At 62.2% G+C, this 16084-nt stretch carries 9 protein-coding genes; 4 read left to right on the forward strand and 5 right to left on the reverse strand.

All coding sequences use genetic code 11. The features are described 5' to 3' along the window. The 3 genes from GS_RS11835 to treS are packed head-to-tail and all read left to right on the forward strand — an operon-like array spanning position 1 to position 8816. The gene (locus tag GS_RS11835) at positions 1-2454 is read left to right on the forward strand and encodes a DUF3536 domain-containing protein (RefSeq protein WP_010942995.1); all 2454 of its coding nucleotides are present in this window, start codon (positions 1-3) and stop codon (positions 2452-2454) included. After that, on the forward strand, positions 2455-5445 hold the full coding sequence (locus tag GS_RS11840) for a malto-oligosyltrehalose synthase (protein WP_010942996.1): 2991 nt from the start codon (positions 2455-2457) through the stop codon (positions 5443-5445). Positions 5446-5480: 35 nt separating this feature from the next. Continuing rightward, positions 5481-8816, forward strand: a complete 3336-nt coding sequence (gene treS / locus GS_RS11845) for a maltose alpha-D-glucosyltransferase (RefSeq protein ID WP_010942997.1) — start codon at positions 5481-5483, stop codon at positions 8814-8816. A 59-nt stretch (positions 8817-8875) separates the two neighbouring features. Here treS and GS_RS11850 read toward each other — a convergent pair whose 3' ends face one another. Then, positions 8876-9397 (reverse strand): MarR family winged helix-turn-helix transcriptional regulator, encoded by a 522-nt coding sequence (locus tag GS_RS11850; protein WP_010942998.1) that lies wholly within the window; start codon positions 9395-9397, stop codon positions 8876-8878. Positions 9398-9612: 215 nt separating this feature from the next. Between GS_RS11850 and GS_RS11855 the strand changes: the two genes are divergently transcribed. Then, positions 9613-11457: a chloride channel protein gene (locus GS_RS11855; protein WP_010942999.1), complete on the forward strand. Its 1845-nt coding sequence runs from the start codon at positions 9613-9615 to the stop codon at positions 11455-11457. 167 nt (positions 11458-11624) lie between these two features. On the opposite strand, the gene GS_RS11860 is transcribed toward GS_RS11855, so the two are convergent. Genes GS_RS11860 through GS_RS11875 form a run of 4 tightly spaced genes read right to left on the reverse strand, consistent with a single transcriptional unit; the run spans position 11625 to position 16031 of the window. Beyond that, a complete protein-coding gene (locus GS_RS11860; RefSeq protein WP_010943000.1) occupies positions 11625-12011 on the reverse strand; it encodes a cupin domain-containing protein in 387 nt (128 codons plus the stop codon). Between the two features lie 15 nt (positions 12012-12026). Continuing rightward, positions 12027-12869, reverse strand: a complete 843-nt coding sequence (rfbD, locus tag GS_RS11865) for a dTDP-4-dehydrorhamnose reductase (RefSeq protein WP_010943001.1) — start codon at positions 12867-12869, stop codon at positions 12027-12029. Then, complete coding sequence (rfbB, locus tag GS_RS11870; RefSeq protein ID WP_010943002.1) at positions 12866-13942, reverse strand: dTDP-glucose 4,6-dehydratase; 1077 nt, start codon at positions 13940-13942, stop codon at positions 12866-12868. The genes rfbD and rfbB overlap by 4 nt, the downstream gene beginning before the upstream one ends. A 16-nt stretch (positions 13943-13958) precedes the next feature. Then, a complete protein-coding gene (locus GS_RS11875; RefSeq protein ID WP_010943003.1) occupies positions 13959-16031 on the reverse strand; it encodes an LPS-assembly protein LptD in 2073 nt (690 codons plus the stop codon). Positions 16032-16084: the final 53 nt, after the last annotated feature.

Here is a 16084-nt window from a genome sequence, read left to right on the forward strand (position 1 = left end):
ATGGAACGATTCATCTGCATACATGGCCATTTCTACCAGCCCCCCCGGGAGAACCCCTGGCTGGAGGCGGTGGAGATCCAGGACTCGGCCCACCCCTATCACGACTGGAACGAACGGATCACCGCCGAGTGCTACGCCCCAAACGGCGCGTCGCGCCTCTTCGACGACGAAGGGCGCATTCGCGATATCGTCAGCAACTACGCCCGGATCAGCTTCAACTTCGGGCCGACGCTTCTCGCCTGGATGGAGGAGTACTCTCCCCAGGCCTACCGGGCCATACTGGAAGCGGATCGCCTGAGCATCGGCTGGCGCTCGGGCCACGGCAACGCCGTGGCCCAGGTCTACAACCACATCATCATGCCCCTGGCGAACCGGCGGGACAAAGAGACCCAGGTGCGCTGGGGCATCGCCGATTTCGAGCGACGCTTCGGCCGCTTCCCGGAGGGGATGTGGCTGGCCGAAACGGCCGTGGATGTCGAAACACTCGACGTGCTCGCCGCCGAGGGTATCCGCTTCACCATTCTCGCCCCGCACCAGGCCGCGCGGATGCGTGCCCGGGGCGGACGGAAATGGCATTCCGTCGAAGGGGGGCACATCGATCCGACCCGCCCCTATCTCTGTCGTCTGCCGTCGGGACGCTCCATCGTCATCTTCTTTTACGATGGTCCCATCTCCCGGGCCGTGGCCTTCGAGAAACTGCTGGACCATGGCGAGCGCTTCGCCCGGCGGCTCCTGTCCGGATTCGACGACGGCCGGCACCATGCCCAGATCCTCTCGATCGCCACGGATGGCGAGACATACGGCCATCACCACATGCACGGCGACATGGCCTTGGCCTACGCCCTCTCATATCTGGAGGACAACGGCCTGGCCCGCCTCACCAATTACGGGGAATTCCTGGAGCTCCACCCGCCGGGGCACGAGGTTGAGATCGTGGAGAACAGTTCCTGGAGCTGCATCCACGGCATAGAACGATGGCGCGGCGACTGCGGCTGCAACTCGGGGGGATACCCCCACTGGAACCAGCAATGGCGCGGGCCCCTGCGCCATGCCTTCGACTGGCTGAGGGATGAGCTGGCCGGACCTTACGAAATGGCGGCCGGAGCCCTTCTGCGCGATCCGTGGCAGGCCCGCGACCAGTACTTCCAGGTGATTGCCGACCGCTCCCCCGACCGATTGGAGTCCTTTGTCAATCGCCATGCCCTGCGCCCCCTGAACGACGACGAACGAATCCGGGTCCTGATGCTCCTGGAGATGCAGCGACACCTCCTTCTGATGTACACGAGCTGTGGCTGGTTCTTTGACGAACTCTCCGGAATCGAAACGGTGCAGGTGATCCAGTATGCCGGCCGCGCCGTCCAACTGGCACAGGAACTATTCGGCAACGGCAGTGAAACCTCGTTTCTCCAGCGGCTGGCGGCGGTGCGGGGCAACAATCCCGACTACCGTGGCGGCGCGGGAATCTATGAGGCATTCGTCCGGCCGGCAATGATCGATCTTGTCAAGGTAGGAGCCCATTTTGCGGTCAGCTCCCTATTCCAGGAGTATGGGGAGGAGACCCGAATCTTCAGCTACCGGGTGAAAAGTGAGGATGTCCGCCTGATCCCGGCGGGCCAGACCCGGCTCGCCATCGGCCGCGTGTGGGTCGGTTCGACTACCACCGGTGAAGAGGCCCGGATCACCTACTGCGTCCTCTATTTCGGCAACCACGCCCTGAATGGCGGTGTTCGCATCTTCCGCGGCAACGAAGCTTACGAGGCCATGGTCATCGAAATTGCCAGGGCCTTTGAGTCAAGTGATTTCGCAGAGATCATCCGGCTCATGGACGCCCACTTCGGGATGCACAACTACTCCCTGCGGGATCTGTTCCGGGACGAGCAGCGCCGGATTCTCGGCATGGTGATCGGAGGCGTGCTCACTGAGTTCGAAGACCGCTACACAGCCCTCTACGACAACTACCGCCTCCTCATGGGATTCGTCCGGCAGACCGGCATGCCGGTCCCCTACCGGTTCATGACTACTGCTCAACTGGCCCTCAACCTGAAGCTGGACCGGGCCTTCACCAAGCCCGGCATCGCCGAGGCCGAAGTGGGAGAAATCCTGCGCGAGATCGCCGACTGGGAGGTGGAGATCGAGCGGATCGACCTGGAATTCCAGATCCGCCGCAGGCTGGAAAAGGCCATGACCTGCCTGCGCGACAATCCGCTCGACAGCACCATTCTCACCGAGGCAGCCGGGCTGCTGGAACTTGCGGGCCATGTCCCCATCGACCTCAACCTCTGGCTGGCCCAGAATATCTATCTGGAGATCGCCCGGCCACTCTGGCGCGAACTGACGGAGCGGTCCAGGGGGGGCGACACGCACAATGACTGGTGGTTCGGTCAGTTCCGCACCCTGGGCGAACGGCTCAATTTCAACGCGAATGCCGTCCTCCCCCCGGTACCGGAGGCATGAATGCAACAAAATGTTACCCTGGAGGCACGTGTCCCCACAGCAACCTATCGCCTGCAGTTCAACGGTGACTTCCGCTTCTGCGATGCGGCGCGGCTCGTCCCCTACCTGGACGCCCTGGGGGTGAGCGACATCTACGCCTCTCCTTTCCTGAAGGCGCGTACCGGAAGCATGCACGGCTACGACATCGTCGACCACAACCGCCTGAACCCCGAACTGGGAAGCCGGGACGACTTCAATGCTTACTGTGCGATGCTACAGCGCCACAGCATGGGGCAGATCCTCGACTTCGTTCCCAACCACATGTGTGTGGAAGGGGGAGAGAACGAACGTTGGCTCGATCTGCTGGAAAACGGCCCCAGCTCCGCTCACGGAGAATTTTTCGACGTAGACTGGTCGCCGGTCAAGAAGGAACTGACCGACAAGGTGCTGATCCCGGTCCTGGGGGACCAGTACGGGACGATCCTGGAAAACGGGGAACTGGTTCTTTCCTTCCAGGAAGGGGCATTTTTCATCAGCTATTACGAGCACCGCTTCCCCATCATCCCCAAGACCTACAGCCCGATACTCACCCACCGGCTCCACGAGCTGGAGCGGCTTTTCCCACCTGACCACGAGGCATACCGGGAACTCCTGAGCATCGTCACGGCCATCGACCATCTCCCCTTCTACACGGAGCGGGATACGGAACGGGTCCGGGAACGCTACCGGGAGAAGGAGGTAATCAAGCGCCGGCTGTGGACCCTTTGCTCCGAAAACTGGCCTATCAAAGAGTTCATCGATGAAAACGTCCGGATTTTCAATGGAGAGAAGGGGAATCCACGCAGCTTTGACCTTCTGGACGGGCTTTTGCGCCAGCAAGTCTATCGCTTGGCTCACTGGCGCACCGCCACGGACGAAATCAACTACCGCCGGTTCTTCGACATCAACGCCCTGGGCGCCATCCGGATGGAAACTCCCCGGGTTTTCGAGGAAACCCACCGCCTGGTTATGGAATTGGTGAGCGAAGGCACGGTAACCGGCCTGCGGATCGATCATGCAGACGGGCTCTACGATCCCACCGATTATTTCAGACGGCTCCAGCGGGCCTGTTTCCTGGAAACGCGCCTGGCAAGCCTCGGCGGGTCCGCTGGCGAGACTCCGGAAACCCTGAGAGAGACGATCCTGCAAATGTACGACGAAATGTTGGAGGTTTCGCCCCAGACCATGCCCTTCTACATCGTCGGCGAAAAGATTCTGATGAAGAACGAACGGCTCCCCGAAGACTGGCCGATCCATGGCACTACCGGGTACGAATTCGCTAATGCCGTAACCGGCCTCATGGTTGATACCCGCAACGGACGGGAGTTCGATGCGATGTACGCTCGGTTCATCCAGGAACGGCCGAATTTCGCCGAAATAACCTACTTGAAGAAGAAACAGGTCATGCGGTTCTCCATGGGGGGCGAAATCAACACCCTAGGGCACTACCTGAACACCCTCTCGGAAAGCAACCGCCACACCCGCGACTTCACCCTCGGCAGTCTCACCAGGGCGTTGATGGAAGTGATCGCCCACTTCCCCGTCTACCGAACCTACACGGCAACACGCAAGGTGGCGGACCGAGACCGCCAGTACATAGAGTACGCCGTGGCCAAGGCTAAACGACGCAATCCCGCCATGAGCGAATCGATCTTCACATTCATCGAAGATGTGCTCCTGCTCCGTTTTTACGACAGCACCGGCGGGGAAGAGCAGAAGCAATGGCTCGATTTCGTCATGAAGTTCCAGCAGCTCACGGGACCAGTCATGGCCAAGGGGCTGGAGGACACTGCATTTTATGTGTTCAACCGGCTCGTCGCCCTCAACGAGGTGGGTGGGACGCCCGAGCGGTTCGGGCTCACCATGGAGGCGTTCCACGGCCAAAATATCGAGCGGGCACGCAGCACCCCTTTCACCATGCTGGCCACATCGACCCACGACACCAAGCGGAGCGAGGATGTACGAGCCCGGATCAGCGTCCTGTCCGAAGATCCTACCTTCTGGCACGATTGTCTGATGCGCTGGAGCCGGATAAATCGAGGCCACAAAGTGATCGTGCAGGGGGTTAAAGTTCCGGACCGGAACGAGGAGTACCTCCTCTACCAAACCATCGTGGGCGCTTGGCCCGCTGAGGAATTCACGGCCGATGGGCACGGCGCGTTCGTTGACCGGGTCAGGCAGTACATGCTCAAGGCCATGCGGGAAGCCAAGGTGAACACCAGCTGGATCAACCCCAACCCGGTCCACGAGGAGGCGGTCCACCACTTCGTCGATGCCATTCTCCGGAACGTACCGACCAACGGGTTCCTTGCCGATCTGCGCCGGACACTTCCCCCCCTTGTCCGCTGCGGCATGCTGAATTCCCTTTCCCAGACCCTGCTCAAGGCGGCGTCCCCCGGCATCCCAGACTTCTACCAAGGGACGGAACTCTGGGATTTCAGCCTGGTCGACCCGGACAACCGGCGACCGGTGGACTTTGACAAGCGGTCGGTTATGCTGGAAGGATTGCGATTGGCTGAGCAGGAACGGGGCACCCTCGCCCTGGCCCGGGAACTTCTCGCCGACATGGCTGACGGCAGAGTCAAACTCTTTCTGGTCTGGAAGACCCTCTGCTTCCGCAGGGATCACCGGAGCCTCTTCGAAGCGGGCAAGTATCTTCCCTTGGAGGTTCAGGGCGAACGCAGCGACAACGTCTGCGCCTTCGAACGGTACAACGACGGAGAGTCCGTCATTGCCGTGGCACCCCGCTTCTTCAGCCGATTGGGGGCAGTTCCTGCGGGTGGCGAAACCTGGCAGGACTCCCGGATCGTTATTCCGTTCGAAAGTGCCGGCTGCGCCTATCGCAACATCTTCACCGGTAAACGGGTCGTGACCTCGCCGCGGGAAGGGCAGACGATCCTGCCCCTTGCCGACGTGCTGGCCGACTTCCCCGTAGCACTGCTTGAGGCAGTGAGAGAAGAGCTTCCACGCTGAATCCGCGGCCGCACGCTACTATCACGGAGGCACCAATGGCTCGCAGGACACCGCTGTCGGACGACACCCCCCTCTGGTACCGGGACGCCGTCATCTACCAACTCCACGTGAAGGCCTTCGCCGATTCCGACGGCGACGGCGTGGGGGACTTCCGGGGCCTCATGGGGAAGCTCGATTATCTCCAGTCCCTGGGGATCACCGCCATCTGGATACTTCCCTTCTACCCGTCCCCCTTGCGCGACGACGGCTACGACATTGCCGACTACTACAACGTCAACCCCAGCTACAACACCCTGCGCGAATTCCGGGAATTCCTCAGGGAGGCCCATGCCCGCCGCATCCGGGTCATCACCGAGCTGGTCCTCAACCACACCTCGGACCAGCACCCCTGGTTCCAGCGTGCCCGCCGGGCAAAACCGGGCTCGGTCCACCGGGACTACTACGTCTGGAGCGATACCCCCGACCGGTACCGGGAAACCCGGATCATCTTCCAGGACTTCGAGACGTCCAACTGGAGTTGGGACCCGGTGGCCAAGGCCTACTACTGGCACCGGTTCTATTCCCACCAGCCCGACCTCAATTTCGACAACCCCCGGGTCCAGTCGGAAGTGCTCCGGATCATCGACTACTGGCTGGGGATGGGTGTGGACGGCGTCCGGCTGGATGCCGTCCCCTACCTCTTCGAGCGGGAAGGAACCAACTGCGAAAACCTGCCCGAAACCCATGACTTCCTGAAAAGGCTCCGGGGACACATGGACGCCTCGTTCCCCAACCGGATGCTGCTGGGCGAGGCCAATCAATGGCCCGAGGACGCGGTGGCCTATTTCGGCGAGGGGGACGAGTGCAACATGCTCTTCCACTTCCCGCTGATGCCCCGCATGTACATGGCCATCGAGATGGAGGACCGCTTCCCGGTGGTCGACATCCTCGACCAGACCCCCGCGATCCCCGAGGGATGCCAGTGGGCCATCTTTCTCCGCAACCACGACGAGCTGACCCTGGAGATGGTGACCGACGAGGAGCGGGACTACATGTACCGGATCTACGCCTCGGACCCCAAGGCCAGGATCAACCTGGGAATCCGGCGGCGGCTGGCGCCCCTCCTCGGCAAGGACCGGCGGCGGATCGAACTCATGAACGCCCTGCTCTTCTCCCTGCCCGGCACCCCCGTCATCTACTACGGCGATGAGATCGGCATGGGGGACAACTACTACCTGGGGGACCGCAACGGCGTCCGTACCCCCATGCAGTGGAGCCCCGACCGCAATGCCGGTTTTTCCGGCGCCAACCCCCAGCGCCTCTTCCTGCCGGTCATCATCGATCCCGAATACCACTACGAAGCGGTAAACGTGGACATCCAGGAGCGCAACCCCACCTCGCTGCTCTGGTGGATGCGGCGCATCATCGCCGTGCGCCGCCGCTACCGGGCCTTCAGCCGCGGCGCCATGGAGATGCTCTATCCGGCCAACCACAAGGTCCTGGCCTTTCTCCGCCGCCACGAGGATGAAGTGATCCTCGTGGTGGTCAACCTCTCCCGCTTCGCCCAGGCCATCAACCTGGACCTTCAGGAATTCGCCGGCATATCCCCCGAAGACCTCTTCAGCCGGAATCGCTTCCCGGTCATCCGCGAAGCCACCTATCCCCTCACCCTGGGCCCCCACGACCACTTCTGGTTCCTGCTGCGGCGCAGGGAAGCGCCGCTTCAGGCCGAGGAAGAACTGCCGCGGATCAGGCTTCGGGGAGAACTCCCCTGGTGGGAGACTCTCCGCCAGACCAGGGGCGACGCTCACCTGGAACGGGTGACCACCGATTACCTCAAGCGAAGCGGTTGGTTCCGGGGAAAAGCGAGGGCAATCATCGGCTACGTGCTGCGCGACACCGTGCTCCTGCGGCAGGGGGAACGGGTGTTCCCCATCTTCTTCCTTGAGGTACGCTACCAGGACGGCCCGCCGGAAACCTACCTGATTCCCGTGGCGTTCCTCACCGGTGCCGGAGCGAAACGGGTAAGCGCCGAATCCCCCCGGGCGGCCATAGCCGCTCTTTCCGTGGGGGACGAAGAGGGCATTCTCTGCGATGCGGTCCATGACCGGGAATTCAGGGACGCGCTCCTTGCCCTGGCACTCGGCCGTCGCCGGCTCCATGGCGAGGAAAACAGTCTCATCGTGCCGGTTCACGCCGGAGCAGGACGCATCGGCTCCAGGGAAGAGATGCGTCATCTCGCCTCCGAACTCCCCAAGGCGGAACAGACCAACAGCATCATCACCTACGGCGATCGCCACGTGCTCAAGCTCTACCGCAAGGTGGAGCCGGGCATCAATTCCGAGGTGGAGATGGCGCGGTTCCTCACCGCAAAATCGAGCTACCCCAACGTTGCCCCCTTCCAGGGGAGCCTGGAATTGCGGCATCCCGGCGTCGAGCCGGGCGCTATCGGCCTGCTCCAGGGATACGTACAGAACCAGGGCGACGGCTGGCGACTCTCCCTCCACCTCCTGGGCCAGTACTTCGAGCGGATTCTCTCGTGCCGGGGCGAGCTGCCACCGCCGCCGTCGCGTTTTTCGAGCCTCATGGACGGCAGCGCCTGCACCGTGCCGGAACCGGCGGCGGAGCTCATCGGCGGCTTTTATTTGGAGATGGCTGGACTTCTCGGCCGCCGGACCGCCGAGCTCCACTTGGCCCTCGCCGCCGGGGGAAACGACCCGGCTTGGCGGCCCGAGGAGTATTCCACCCTCTACCAGCGCTCCGTGTACCAGTCCATGCGCAACCAGGCCCGACGCAGCCTCCAGCTCCTGGCCCAGCACCACAAGGACCTGCCCGCAGAGGCGTTGGCATCGGCCGACAGGATTCTGAGCGCGGAAAAGGAACTTCTCGCCTGTCTGCGTCCCATCGTCGGCCGGCGGATTCAGGCCATGAAGAGCCGCATCCACGGCAACTTCAGGTTGGAAAAGGTTCTCTTCACCGGCAAGGACTTCATGATAATCGACCTGGAGGGCGAGCCGGACCGGCCCCTCGGCGAGCGCCGCATCAAACGCTCCCCCCTGCGGGATGTGGCGGGAATGATCCGCTCCTTCCACAACGCCACCCTGACGGCCCTTGCCCGCCACGGCGCTGGCCATCCCGGCGACATCCCGCTCCTGGAGCCCTGGGCGGAGGCCTGCTGGTATCACGTGAGCTGCCGCTATCTGGCCGGCTACCTGGAGCAGATGGGCACAAGCCCCCTCGTCCCGACGGAGCGGAGCGACCTCGAGACCCTCCTCCGCTCGTTCCTGCTGGACAATGCCCTCCACGAACTCGGCTATGCCCTCGCCAACCGCCCCGAACGGGTTTCCTCTTACCTGCGCGGGGTCGAGACGGTGCTGCGGGAGTTCCGGTAACCGTTTCCGCCATAAAAAAAGGAGCCGATCATGGCTCCTTTTTAGCGGAAACTCCCGTTTCACTCCGTATTCCTTCGCCCCTTCCGGGCGCCCCCTGCCCGCGCCCGGTTCACCTCCGACGAGAAAATGAGCTGGGGGGGAAGGTTCTGCGCCCCGAGGATGCTGACCATGAGCTGAAATCCTTCGAAGATGGTTTCGAGCTTCTCCCGGGGAATGTTTTCCAGCCCCGACACAAGGAGTCCCTGGGCCACCTCGGGAGCTTGCGCCACCAGGTTTTTCCCGTCTTCCGTCAGGTCGACCATCACCACCCGGCGATCCTCCCGGGACCGGGTCCGCTGCACGAGCCCCAGAGCCTCCAGCCGATCGATGATCCCCACTACCGTGGCATTGTGGAGATAGAGCCTGCGGGCGAGATCGGAAACCCGAATGGGGCCGTGGCCGGCAACGACCTTGATGGTCCAGAGCTGGGGCCCGGTGAGCCCCGTCTCACGCATGGCCCGTTTCGAGTGTTCGTTCACAACCTGAAAAACCCGGCGCAGGTTATCGGTCACATCGGCGATAAGTTCTTCTGTAGTTTTCATTATCAGCTCCGGTTCAGGATCGTAACGCCCCCTTCTCGCCCCCATCCTAGCGCCGGATTATCACCAAGGCAAGAAAATCGACCAGTGCGACGGGGAAAACATGTTGCGGAATCGTAACCGCGGCAGTATATAATTTGCATTCAAACAATCGGGATGCGACGGGGCGGCCCGCATTCCGAAAACCGGGCTTTCCCGCCCAGGAGCCGCATCCTGCCATGAAGCTTGAGTTTCCCGGAAAATCTGCACGGTGGACCACACCGCTGATCCTCATCAGGGATCTTCATCTGCTGCGCCGGTTCGTCCGAATGCGGCGGGCGGTTTTTTCTCTCCTCTCCCGGTTTCGGATCAGCGAAAATACGCTCATGGCGATTCTCGCCGTGGGGATCGGCCTGTTGGCGGGACTGTGCAACTACGCCTTCCGCTCGTGCATCGACCTGTTCCGGTGGCTCATCATCGACAGCGGCGGGCAGTTGACCGGCTATTCGCCCTATGCCTGGAACGCGAGCCGTCTCTGGGCTATCGCCTTTCCCATCACCGGCGCCATCGTCATGTTCCCCCTGTTCATCAAATTCAGGGAAGACATGGCCTTCGGCTTCCCCCGGTTTCTGGAAACGGTCAATCTGCGGGGCGGGCGACTGCCGCTCAGGCTCATGTTCACCAGGGGGATTTCGTCGGCGCTCACCATCGGCTCCGGCGGCTCCGCCGGCCAGGAAGGCCCCATCGCCCAGATCGGCGGCACGGCCGGCTCCGTGGTGGGGCACCTGCTCGGCATGTCGGGAGAGCGTCTCAAGGTCCTCATCGGCTGCGGGGTCTCCGGCGGAGTTGCCGCCACCTTCAATGCCCCCCTTGCCGGGGTGTTTTTCGCCCATGAAATCGTCCTTCTCTCCTCCTTCGAGCTCTCTTCCTTCACGAGCATCGTCATCTCGTCCGGCATGGCCACCGTTGTCTCCCGGGCCATGTATGGCGACATCCCCGCCTTCGACGTGCCCGCCTACCAGCTCGTTCACCCCCTCGAACTTGCCTTCTACGCCCTGCTCGGGGTGGTGTGCGGCTGCCTCGCGGCCCTCTTCATAACAGGCTACGGGAAAACCAGGGACATGTTCTCGCGCCTCCCTATCAATCCACTGTGGAAACCTCTTCTGGGCGGGTTTCTCGTCGGCTGCGTCGCGGTTCTTCTGCCCCAGGTCCAGGGCAACGGTTACGAGTTCATCGAAAAAGCCGTTTCCAACGACGTGGGGTGGCTCCTTGTCACGCTCCTTATCGTCGGCAAGATGGTCGCCACCTGCGTAACGGTCGGCTCGGGGCTGCCGGGCGGGACCTTTGCGCCGTCCCTGTTCATCGGTTCGGTCACCGGCATGAGTTTCGGCTTCCTGGCGAACAGCCTCTTCCCGTATCAGACGGCAACGCCGGGCGCCTATGCCCTGGTGGGGATGGGCGCGTTCCTCGCATCGGTCACCCACGCGCCCATGACCGGCATCTTCCTGCTCTTCGAGATGACCGGTTCCTACAAGGTCATTGTGCCGATCATGCTCGCCTGCGCCATCGGCACCGCCGTGGCCCGCCACTTCCACAAAGACGGCATCGATACTGCCGACCTGGCCGCCCAGGGGATCGACCTGCGGGCCGGGCGAGAACAGAGGGTCCTGGAGCGAATCCGGGTCAAGGGGGTCATGATGCGCGACCCGGAGATACTCCCGGAAACCATGACCATCCGCCAGTTCCTGGCCCGCAGCCATTCGCCGCGCCAGACCACCTTCCCCGTCGTCACTGGCGGGGGAGAGCTTTCCGGGGTCGTGGTCATCCATGACTTCCTGGGGATCGCGTTCGAGCAGGAGCTTCTCGACCAGGTCACCTTGGGCGAAATGGCCGCCGTGGACATTTTGACCGTCACCAGCGAAGACACTCTGGCGAAAGCACTCCAGATCTTCGAGCGCACGCCCCTGGACGAGCTTCCCGTTGTGGAGCCCGGCGGACAAAGGCGGGTGGTCGGCATTCTCACCCGCCACGCCATTACCGGTGCGTACAACAGGGCAATGGTGACACAATCGCTCAAGGAGTGAACACGGACCAATCCACAGACATTATCAATGTCTCAACTAATTGTCTCGTTTAGCTGGTACAGGGGGCAATGGTGAGGCATTGTGGCTGCCGGCATGGCGCGACGCGGAAACGGGACGCCGCGGCCTGCCGGAGAACGTGTCGGGAAGTGTGGTGATGAAGGAAGGGCTCACGCCCCTTCCTCTTCGGCACAGGTCGCTGCAGCAGCTTCGCAGCGATGGTAATCGTCATCGAAACGAATGATGTCGTCCTCCCCCAGGTATTCCCCACTCTGCACCTCGATGATGACGAGGGGTATCTTGCCCGGGTTTTCCAACCGGTGATTGCGACCGATGGGGATAAAGGTGGATTCGTTCACGTTCACCGTGTATTCATCGTCGCCGCAGGTAACCCGGGCCGTTCCGGAAACCACGATCCAGTGCTCGCTCCGGTGATGGTGCATCTGCAGCGACAGCCGCTGCCCCGGCTTCACCTCGATCCGCTTGATCTTGTAGTTCTTGTTCTCCTCGAGAACGGTGTATGTGCCCCAAGGACGTTCGCCGCGCTCCAGTTCCATCGTCGTGTTCCTCCGTCAGGACAATCCGGCTTCGCGCCGCTTTTCCAAATAGGTGGCAAGTGCCTCGCGCCAGCCTTCCAGTTCGAGCCCCGTGTCCCGGGTCAACTTGTCGCAGCAGAGAGCCGAATAGAGGGGACGCGGGGCCGGCCGGCCCAGTTGGGCGGTGGTCTGGGGCCGGACGGTCATCTCCACTCCTGCTTCGGCAAAAATGGCGCGGGCGAAATCGAACCAGGAACAGATCCCCCTGTTGGCCGCATGATAGGTGCCGCGGCAGTTGTTCTCTATCAGTTCGCTGATGGCCAGGGCAAGGTCCACTGTCCAGGTGGGGGAGCCGATCTGGTCGTCCACCACGGCGATTTCGCTCCGCTCCGTCGACAGGCGCAGCATGGTTTCCACGAAGTTCTTGCCGCCGAGCCCATAGAGCCACTGGGTCCGGACGATGAGGTGATCGGGGGTTTCACGGGCCTGTTCCTCGCCCATAAGCTTCGATCTGCCGTACACGCTCAGGGGATTGGGCGGATCATCCTCCAGAAACGGGCTCTCCTTGACGCCGTCGAACACGTAATCGGTGCTCATCTGAACGAGCAGCGCCCCGATCTCGCGGGTCACGGCGGCCAGGTGCCCCACCCCCTCGCCGTTCACCGCCATGGCAAGGTCCGCGTTGGTCTCGCAGCCGTCCACATCGGTGTAGGCGGCACAGTTCACCACCACCCGCGGCTTCAGGGTCAGAATGACCCGCCGTACCGATTCCGGCGAGGTAATGTCGATCTCTTCGATATCGACCCCCCGCACGTCCCCCGGCAGCACCCGCATGAGGTCGCGGCCGAGCATTCCCTTGGCACCGACCACCAGGATCATTGCCCGCCTCCGTACTGTGTTTCGTAGTAATCCCGGTATGAGCCGGACGTCACTTCATCCACCCAGGCGCGGTTGGCCAGGTACCAGTCCACGGTTTCGGCAATGCCGCGCTCGAAGGTGTACGAGGGCTCCCATCCCAGCTCCCGCTTGATTTTGGCAGCGCTGATGGCGTAGCGGCGATCATGGCCGAGACGATCCTTGACAAAGGTGATCAGGCCGCGGCTTTCCCCGCCGGGTCTGCCGAGCCGTTCATCCAGGAGATCGCAGAGCAGGTGAACGATGTCGATGTTGAACCACTCGTTGTTGCCGCCCACGTTGAAGACCTCGCCCGGCTTGCCACCCTTGAGCACCGTTTCGATGGCCGTGGAATGATCCTTCACATGGAGCCAGTCGCGCACGTTGCGGCCGTCGCCGTACACCGGCAGGGGCTTTCCGGCCACGATATTGTGGATCATGAGCGGGATCAGTTTCTCCGGAAACTGGAAGGGACCGTAGTTGTTGGAGCAGCGGGTGGTCAGGACCGGCAGGCCGAACGTCTCGTTGTAGGCCCGCACCAGCAGGTCGGAACCGGCCTTGCTCGCCGAGTAGGGGGAGTTGGGGGCCAGGGGGGTCTCCTCGGTGAAGTAGCCCGTTTCCCCCAGTGTCCCGTACACCTCGTCGGTCGAAACATGCAGGAAGCGGAAGCGCTCGATCGCGCCCGATTCCCAGTGCCGGCGGCTTTCCTCCAGGAGCACCTGGGTGCCGAGGACGTTGGTTCTCACGAAAATTTCCGGTCCCAGGATGGAGCGGTCCACGTGGGATTCGGCGGCAAAGTGGACAACCGCGTCGATCCGCTCTTCGGCCAGGATGCGCCGGACGAGGTCGGCATCGCCGATGTCGCCCTTAACGAAGCGGTAGGCCGGGTTCTGCTCCACGGCTGTCAAATTGCGCAGATTGCCGGCATAGGTGAGGATATCCAGATTGATCACCCGGCAACCGGGGTTCGCCGGCAGGAAGTGATTAATGAAATTGGAGCCGATGAAGCCGGCGCCGCCGGTCACGAGCACGGCGGAAGGGGAAAAGGTGTCACCCATGACAACCTCCTGAGAATTAGAATGCCCGTATCTTGCCCACTGAACCGATACCGGCCAGGGCAAAGGTAACAAAGAATTCGTTGGTATCGGGCCGGTCGCGGTAGGAAAAGCTCACGCTCCAGCACTGGTGCCGGTACTCCAGCGAATAGAAGGACTCGAGGGTCCCCTTGCGATCAAAGGAGTAGCGGTTGGCGTAATTAACGAACACCGGTGCGAAAAGGGCCAGCGAGGTCCTCGCCTCCAGATATTCCACCTCGTCCCGGGCGTGGCGATACAGAATGGAGGCCGTATTGCCCTTTTCATCGCGGGCGTCGGCCGACACAGCCACCGTGGAAAGGATCGTGCGGTAGGGATTATAGCGAACGTCAGTGGATAACGACACCAGCCGGTGAGGGTGCACCGTGGCCTCCACCTGCACGTCGGTGAAGTGCCGCTTCTCATCCACCAGGGTGAGGAGATCGCGGCGGGTACCGCTGAACTCATAGCCCTGGGCGATGCGGAGATAGAGGAGGTCCCGGTACTCGGGCGGCCCGTCGCCCCGGTTGAATCGGCCGGTCACGTAATTGGTAAGGGAGTAGACGACCCGGTTTTCATGCACGATGCGGTCGTTGTAATCGAAGAACGGCAGCGATTCCTGGTCCCGGTCCTGCACATAATTGTAACTGACCTCGGGAACCATCACGTGGCGAACCCGGGGCATGGAAGCACTGCCCGTTTCGAACACTCGCGAGAGCGTTGAGGAAAGCGAGGTTCCTGCCGAAAAAAGCCCCGACCCGCGGATACCTTCACCGCTCTCAACGCCGTGAGCGTAGTAGAGACGCTGGCGGTAGCCGACCCAGGCGGCGGTCTCCAGGGGACCGAACGGCTTTGCGTACCCCGTGAGCATGGGGGAGATATCGAGTCGCTGCCCCTTGATCCCTTCTCTCCGATAGAAGTTGATGAAATTGGAATCAAACGAGAAGAAGACCGGGGTTTCCCACAGCCGCTGGCGGATGCCCGTCAGGGTTATGGTGGGGAGCTTCTGGAGAGTTTTGCGGTTGTCGGGGACCTCTTCCCGCAGGTCCTGCACGTAGCGGAACTCGCCGGAAAGGATGTGGCGATCAAAATACTTGGTGGCCGAAAGGGTGGTTTCCAGCTGGCTCTGGTTGTAAACCCCGCTCTCTTCGGCGTAGTCCCGGTAGAAGTTCCGGTCGGCCACCAGGTTGATGTCGGACTTCAGGTTGAACGTATCCGAAACGATCTCCTGATGCCGCTGGGAGAGATCGCCCCGGAAGCGCTGCTGCTCGGTATCGTAGATGACAAAGCCCCGCAGGTTTCCCTCGCTGCCCCGCTTCCGGATGTAGCGGTAATCCACGCCGAGCCCCGTTCCGCGCTTGGTCAGGATGTCAACATTGAAGGTCGCGTCCTGGCTGGGGCTGATGGCCCAGTAGTAGGCCAGATCGAGCATGAAACCCTTTTTGCTTGAGTTGCCGGTGCGGGGCGTCAGCAGGCCCGACTGCCGTTCGCGTTTCACGGGATAGATGAGGTAGGGAAAGTAGAGGATCGGAATATCCTTGACGAGAAACAGGGCGTGCTTGCCGGTGGCGTAGCCTTCGGTATTCACGTCGATTTCGGAAGCGGAAAACTTCCAGCTGGGATTGTCCCCGTCACAGGTGGTGAAGGACCCCCGCTCCAGGCGATACGCGTCGGGGCCCTTCTTTTCCATTTGCTTCGCCCGCAGGTGGAAGTTGCCCTTGGGCATGAAGGCCGCACCGTTCTCCACCACGCCGGTGTCGGTTCGGTAGTTGAGCCGGATCCGGTCCGCGCGCAGGGTATCGCCGTCGCGCATGAGGATCACGTTCCCCCGGGCCTCAGCCTCCTCCTTGTCTCCGAACAGGAACGCCTGGTCCGAGAGGAGCGTCATTCCCCTCCCCCTGATCCGCACGTTGCCGCTCGCCTCAACCGTGTCGCCGGCAGCCTCATGGGTCAGGGTGTCGGCATCGAGATAGAACGGCTCCTCGCCCCCGTCTGCACCCCTGGCCGTGTAGGGCGGGGCCAGGAGCAGCGCGAGAACGATGCCTCCAACTATGCGGATGGGATTCAATGGCATGGACGGTTTCCGTGTCCGGGTCGTTAGCTGCACATCAGCGGCATGCCCGGTTG

This window comes from Geobacter sulfurreducens PCA, from assembly GCF_000007985.2.
GTDB lineage: Bacteria > Desulfobacterota > Desulfuromonadia > Geobacterales > Geobacteraceae > Geobacter > Geobacter sulfurreducens.

What these genes read in the sequence shown, in the direction of transcription:
- GS_RS11835 (WP_010942995.1), top strand. Translation starts at nt 1, where the DNA reads ATGGAACGATTCATCTGCATACATGGCCATTTCTACCAGCCCCCCCGG.
- GS_RS11840 (WP_010942996.1), top strand. Translation starts at nt 2,455, where the DNA reads ATGCAACAAAATGTTACCCTGGAGGCACGTGTCCCCACAGCAACCTAT.
- treS (WP_010942997.1), top strand. Translation starts at nt 5,481, where the DNA reads ATGGCTCGCAGGACACCGCTGTCGGACGACACCCCCCTCTGGTACCGG.
- GS_RS11850 (WP_010942998.1), bottom strand. Translation starts at nt 9,397, where the DNA reads ATGAAAACTACAGAAGAACTTATCGCCGATGTGACCGATAACCTGCGC.
- GS_RS11855 (WP_010942999.1), top strand. Translation starts at nt 9,613, where the DNA reads ATGAAGCTTGAGTTTCCCGGAAAATCTGCACGGTGGACCACACCGCTG.
- GS_RS11860 (WP_010943000.1), bottom strand. Translation starts at nt 12,011, where the DNA reads ATGGAACTGGAGCGCGGCGAACGTCCTTGGGGCACATACACCGTTCTC.
- rfbD (WP_010943001.1), bottom strand. Translation starts at nt 12,869, where the DNA reads ATGATCCTGGTGGTCGGTGCCAAGGGAATGCTCGGCCGCGACCTCATG.
- rfbB (WP_010943002.1), bottom strand. Translation starts at nt 13,942, where the DNA reads ATGGGTGACACCTTTTCCCCTTCCGCCGTGCTCGTGACCGGCGGCGCC.
- GS_RS11875 (WP_010943003.1), bottom strand. Translation starts at nt 16,031, where the DNA reads ATGCCATTGAATCCCATCCGCATAGTTGGAGGCATCGTTCTCGCGCTG.